Source organism: Thiococcus pfennigii (assembly GCF_016583835.1).
GTDB lineage: Bacteria > Pseudomonadota > Gammaproteobacteria > Chromatiales > Chromatiaceae > Thiococcus > Thiococcus pfennigii.
The window spans coordinates 1-4,938 of sequence record NZ_NRRW01000110.1 but is presented as its reverse complement, the minus strand read 5'-3'; the positions used below and the strand labels follow the sequence as shown (position 1 = coordinate 4,938).

General features: G+C 63.7%; 5 protein-coding genes and 2 pseudogenes. 5 read left to right on the top strand and 2 right to left on the bottom strand.

Annotated features, from left to right (window positions below; all coding sequences use genetic code 11):
* Nucleotides 1-270, bottom strand: a pseudogene (locus tag CKO41_RS17975) (DUF1640 domain-containing protein); the annotation flags it as partial.
* 623 nt (nucleotides 271-893) lie between these two features.
* Between CKO41_RS17975 and CKO41_RS17970 the strand changes: the two are divergent.
* The 5 genes and pseudogenes from CKO41_RS17970 to CKO41_RS17950 all read left to right on the top strand — a co-directional run bounded on the left by CKO41_RS17970 (nucleotide 894) and on the right by CKO41_RS17950 (nucleotide 4,367).
* Entirely contained in the window at nucleotides 894-1,091 is a 198-nt protein-coding gene (locus CKO41_RS17970) for a DUF2442 domain-containing protein (protein WP_200383253.1), read from the top strand.
* A gap of 489 nt (nucleotides 1,092-1,580) precedes the next feature.
* On the top strand, nucleotides 1,581-2,567 hold the full coding sequence (locus CKO41_RS17965; protein WP_200383252.1) for a PD-(D/E)XK nuclease family protein: 987 nt from the start codon (nucleotides 1,581-1,583) through the stop codon (nucleotides 2,565-2,567).
* Between the two features lie 740 nt (nucleotides 2,568-3,307).
* Entirely contained in the window at nucleotides 3,308-3,517 is a 210-nt protein-coding gene (locus tag CKO41_RS17960; protein ID WP_200254594.1) for a TA system antitoxin ParD family protein, read from the top strand.
* Nucleotides 3,517-3,795, top strand: coding sequence for a type II toxin-antitoxin system RelE/ParE family toxin (locus CKO41_RS17955; protein ID WP_200383251.1), 279 nt, complete (start codon nucleotides 3,517-3,519; stop codon nucleotides 3,793-3,795). Before CKO41_RS17960 ends, CKO41_RS17955 begins: the two co-directional genes overlap by 1 nt.
* Before the next feature lie 210 nt (nucleotides 3,796-4,005).
* Nucleotides 4,006-4,367 (top strand): annotated as a pseudogene (locus CKO41_RS17950) (DUF1640 domain-containing protein).
* 181 nt (nucleotides 4,368-4,548) lie between these two features.
* Here the strand turns inward: CKO41_RS17950 and CKO41_RS17945 are convergent.
* Nucleotides 4,549-4,938 (bottom strand): transposase (locus CKO41_RS17945; protein WP_200383249.1); only part of this gene is annotated, 390 nt, incomplete at its 5' end.

Sequence of the window (4,938 nt, the reverse complement as noted above, 5' to 3'; positions counted from 1 at the left end):
GAGCTCGGCGCGGATCTTCTCGACCTCCGCGCGAACCTGTTCGATGTCCAGCTTGAGCTCGCCGCGGACCCGCTCGATCTCGGCACGGACCTGTTCGATCTCCTTTTGCAGGCGCAGCTCGCTTTCGCGCACATGGCCTTGGGTCGCCAATTCCGGAAGATGCGGATAGCGTTCTTCCAAGCGCTCGAAGGCCTCGGCGATGACGCGCGCCCGCGCGCGATCGTCGGGAGCCGTGGTCAGGGCTTCGTAGAGTGCAACGCTCGAGTTCATGGCTTTACTCTGCCATCGGGCCGGCACCAAGGCAAGCGATCACGGAACACTGGGGCGGGACCCACGCGGAATGGGGTCACGCGCGCAGAATGGGGTCAGTGCGGCCTGGCAAGGCCGCGTGTTCTAGCGGGTGAGAGTCCCGCCTGGGTAATCGTGAGCCGCGAGCCCAGTATCGAGCCTTGCGGCGCGGCGGGTAACCGCCGCGTCGATGCGTAGGCTTGATGAGCAGGCGAGGTGCAAGGGTAACGGGTTTTGCCGACCTTGAAGGTGTGGAGCCCCGAAAATTCCGTTGGAGAGTGCCGACGGGCTTGACCCTCCGGCAGGCGACAATTCGTGTCGCGTCAAGGTCAGTGGCACGCATACTCCCCGGGTCAGGATTTGGGATCAGGTCTCCCATTGCCCATTTTGGGCAGCCCGGTAGGCCGAGTGGGGCTGGGACCAGGTTGATTTTCCCCTTCTCGCCATCGCGCCAGTAAACGCGGCTCGCTGCCCGGCACCGGCGCCGTTCGTCGCCAGGCCGCGCGCGGGCGAGCCCCAGGCGTACCGTATGATAGGACGAGCTCTTGCGTACTTGAGCCACTGTCTACGGGCGCGCCATACAGGAAGCGCTGATCGACCCGGAGATGCGTGATATCGTTCTATCGGACTACAGGGGCATCTTCGCGGCGTTGCAGAATGACGAATTCTTTCGGCAGGTGACCATCGATGCGGATCTCGGCACCGTCGTCTGGCCAAATGGCGCGGATTTTTGTCCGGACGTCCTCTATTCTTACGCGACGGGTCAGCCGGTCGTTGTCAATGGCGAACGCGTCCTGAATTAGTTGGCAACAGGGGCCAGGCTGATTTTCCCCTGCTGGATATCGCGTGGGGCAGACACGGATTGGTGGCCCCGGCTCGATTAGGCGCGGTAGCGTTTACGGGGTTTGGAAAGACTGGAAGTCACACCTCGAATGTGTAGAAACGCCCCCGGGATTGGCAACGCTGGGCAGTACAGATGGCGCTGGAGACGGCCAGTCACGACGGCACGGGGTAGAGGGGGTTGTTCAGCTAGCCGGGATTTGTCGTATCGCTGATCGAAGGCTTTACCTCGCCGGAGGTCGACGCGATGATGGACTTCTCGACGCTGAGGAATGGCCGCGGCCCGTGCATCAGGCCGCTGCTCGCGGTCGATGATGCCTGCGCAGGCGGTGGCGCGCGGCGGTCGGACGTTTGGGCGCGCCCTTTGGGCCGCCCCCCACAGGTGGGGATAAGGTGCCGGGCTCGGGCTGTCTTGTTGAGGCATGGTTGCTGGCCATGAGTGAGGAGCGACGATGACCGCGGAATCCTTGAAAGACGCGATCAAGCGCGAGTTGCCGGTGTTGCTGCGCGAGGATCCCGCCTTTCGCGATGATGTGCTGGCGCTCGTGCGGCAGCACCACCCGACGCGCGGTGAGAGCGAGGACTGGTTCCATGCCATGCTCAGGGAGCTGCGGAGCGACCGAGAGGCGAGCGAGCGCAAGTGGGCCGAGCAGAAGGCCGAGGCCGAACGCAATCGCGCCGAGCAGGCGCGCAAGTGGGAAGAGCAGAAGGCCGAGGCCGAACGCGATCGCGCCGAGCAGGCGCGCAAGTGGGAAGAGCAGAAGGCCGAGGCCGAACGCAATCGCGCCGAGCAGGCGCGCAAGTGGGAAGAGCAGAAGGCCGAGGCCGAACGCGATCGCGCCGAGCAGGCGCGCAAGTGGGAAGAGCAGAGGGCCGAGGCCGAGCGCGACCGCGCCGAGCAGGCGCGCAAGTGGGCCGAGCAGAAGGCCGAAGCGGACCGCGACCGCGCCGAGCAGGCGCGCAAGTGGGAGGAGAGCAATCGGCACTTCGATCGGGTGCATGAAGAGATCATGGCGCAGTCGAAGAAGTTCGACCGCGGCATCGGCGCGCTGGGTGCGCGCTGGGGCATCCAGTCCGAGCGGGCGTTTCGCAACGCGCTGGCCGGGATCCTCGAGGAGAGCTTCGGCGTGGAGGTGATCAACGTCAACGAATTCGATGACGAGGGCGTGGTATTCGGGCGCCCGGAGCAGATCGAGCTCGATGTGATCATCAAGAATGGCGTCTTGCTGATCTGTGAGCTGAAGTCGTCGATCGACAAGGCCGGGCTATACAGCTTCGAGCGCAAGGCCCGTTTCTACGAAGCACGCCATCAACGCCAGGCGCAGCGGCTGATCGTCATTTCGCCGATGGTCGATGGGCGAGCGCGCAAGGTTGCCGAGCAGCTCGGCATCGAGATCTATCACGATTCGACCGATGTCGAGTCGCTTGATACCGCCTGAGTGGAGAGCGGGGAATGGACGCAGGGAGAGGAATGGGGTCAGGTCTCGAAATGCAACATTTCGGGCTGTAAGCAGGGACTGGGGTCTCGCTTTGTAGCATCGTGCGGGCTGGGGTCACCAGGATGCGGGGTGCAGGGGGAGGGGGCGCACAGCCCCGGGGACCGCTTACCGTTCGCCGTTGCCGTTCGATGTGGCTTTCCTCTGGCGGGTAGGGCGTAGTGACGGCCTCGGGTTCTGGTAGCGGGTCGAGTTGGTTGGGACGCCCGCGCGGCGCCGAGTTGGGGCTCGGCGCTCCCAGGGGCCTGCGGGATCGGACAAGCCGGGTAGGATACGTACCGCGTACCCTCCGGCACCCAACGGGCTACCCACGCCCGTTCTTCTCCTCCCCCGACTAGGATCTGGGGTCGCAAGTACCAACACTCCTAGGCCACGGTGCGGCTGGATACGCACCACGAACCATCCGGCGACCAACGGACCAAATGCCCCACTCCGTTCTCCTCCCTCGACCGCAAAAGAGACCGCTCCGGCGGTCTCGCCTTTTTCGGGTTCCCGTCCCTGCCCCACGCCGCCGCTGGCGCTACGGATCAACCCCGACCCGCGCTCACCCTCTTGCTTGTCCGGCGCTTGTCCGGCCAAATTGGCCTGGCCTTCGGAACGGGCAAACAAATCAGTTCTTGAGCCTTCCAGGTTCCATTGTGGTCCTTTGCGGGCTATTCTGGAGCCTTGCAGCGGAGCTTCACATGTCCATCAACGTCAAGCTGTCAGAAACCCTTATTGAGTGCGCCAAGCGCCACGGCGCGGTCGAGCATCGTTCGGTACCCAAGCAAATCGAATACTGGTCTCGGATCGGAAAAATCGCCACGGAGAATCCGGATTTGCCCTTCAGCGTCATCCGCGACATCCTGCTTGCAGATCAGGAAGAACCCGTAGGTGAGTATCAGTTCGGCTGATGCGCATCCTTGTCACGCCCACCTTTGATCGCGCGGTCAAGAAAATGCACCGTTTGCAAAAGGCGGCGCTCGATGAAGCTGTGCGCACGATCAGTAGCCAACCAGACGCGGGCGAAACGAAGGTTGGCGACCTTGCGGCTGTGAGGATCTATAAATTTCCCATGGGTAAGGTGCTGTCCCTGCTCGCCTACCGCGTTCTGGACGAGAACACGGTCAAACTCCTGATGGTCGGACCACATGAAAACTTCTATCGCGATCTCAAGCGCATTGGGCATTGACCCAAACCAGGCATGGCGAGCAGGGGAAGGGGCAGGTCTCACATTGCACATTTCGGGTAGCCTGTAGGGGACCGCTGGCCGTTCGCCTTAGCCGTTTAGAGTCGCTCTCGTGTGGCGGGTAGGGCGTGGTGGTGGCTTCGCGTTCGGGTGTTGGCGGAGCGGCAAGCGATAATCGCGATTGATTCGAACCGAACGCAAGAGGATCTTGAGATGGCGTCCGTCGTCGAGTTCTACGAGGCGCTACCAGTGCCCCGGACGATCGCGCTCGGGCGCGGGTGATCGCCGAGGCCTTCGAGCGGGTTGAAGAGCGTTATCCGCACCTTCCCGATCTTGCGACGCAGCAACACCTGCGCGAGACGGAGCTGCGCCTGCAACGGGAGATCGAGCAGGTGCGAGCGGACCTGACCTTGCAGATCGAGCAGTTGCGGGGGGAGGTGCGGACCCAGATCGAGCAACTGCGCGGCGAAATGAAGACCGAGATCGAGCGTAGTCGCAACACCCTGCTGGCCTGGCTGATTCCGCTGATGTTTGCTCAGGTCGGGGCGATGGCGGCGCTGGTGAAGCTGCTGTGAGAAGGCCACCAAGAAGGTCACCAGCGGGATGACGGGGTCTTGTCTTCTGACGTTTTTGGCTCAGCTTGATCGAAAGCCATCCTCCAGAAAGGGTAGGCCGCACCCGGCTACGCCGCGTATCAACTGGCCGCCCGGTGTGGTGTAGGTTGGCGTTTTCGCGGCTCCTGATTAGCAAGATTCCTCAGCCAGGCGGAGCCAGGCGGAGCCAGGGCGGCGGACGAGGCCCGATGGTCGCGGCGGCCACGAGCAGACGGGCGTGGATCGTGTCGAGGTGGAAGCGGCGGTTGAAGCGGTAGGCGAAGGTGCCGAGGTAGCGGGTACCATACTTGGCGAAGTCGAAGGCGTGGTAGGCCCCGCCGAGGCTGGTCTTGAGGTTGCCCAGGACGGTGTTGACCCAACTGAACTGCGGCAAGTCTTTGGGCTTGCGCGCGCCGACGATGATGGCGGTGTGCTCACAGCCGGCATCGGTGACGCCGGCAAAGCAGGCCAGGCCATCGGAGGTCACCCGGCAGCCGGGCGCCAGGTCTGCGGCGGCCCAGTCCGCGATGGCCGGACGGGTGAAGCCGGGCAG

Coding starts and splice junctions, on each gene's coding strand:
- CKO41_RS17970 (WP_200383253.1), top strand. CDS start 894: ATGCGTGATATCGTTCTATCGGACTACAGGGGCATCTTCGCGGCGTTG.
- CKO41_RS17960 (WP_200254594.1), top strand. CDS start 3,308: ATGTCCATCAACGTCAAGCTGTCAGAAACCCTTATTGAGTGCGCCAAG.
- CKO41_RS17965 (WP_200383252.1), top strand. CDS start 1,581: ATGACCGCGGAATCCTTGAAAGACGCGATCAAGCGCGAGTTGCCGGTG.
- CKO41_RS17955 (WP_200383251.1), top strand. CDS start 3,517: ATGCGCATCCTTGTCACGCCCACCTTTGATCGCGCGGTCAAGAAAATG.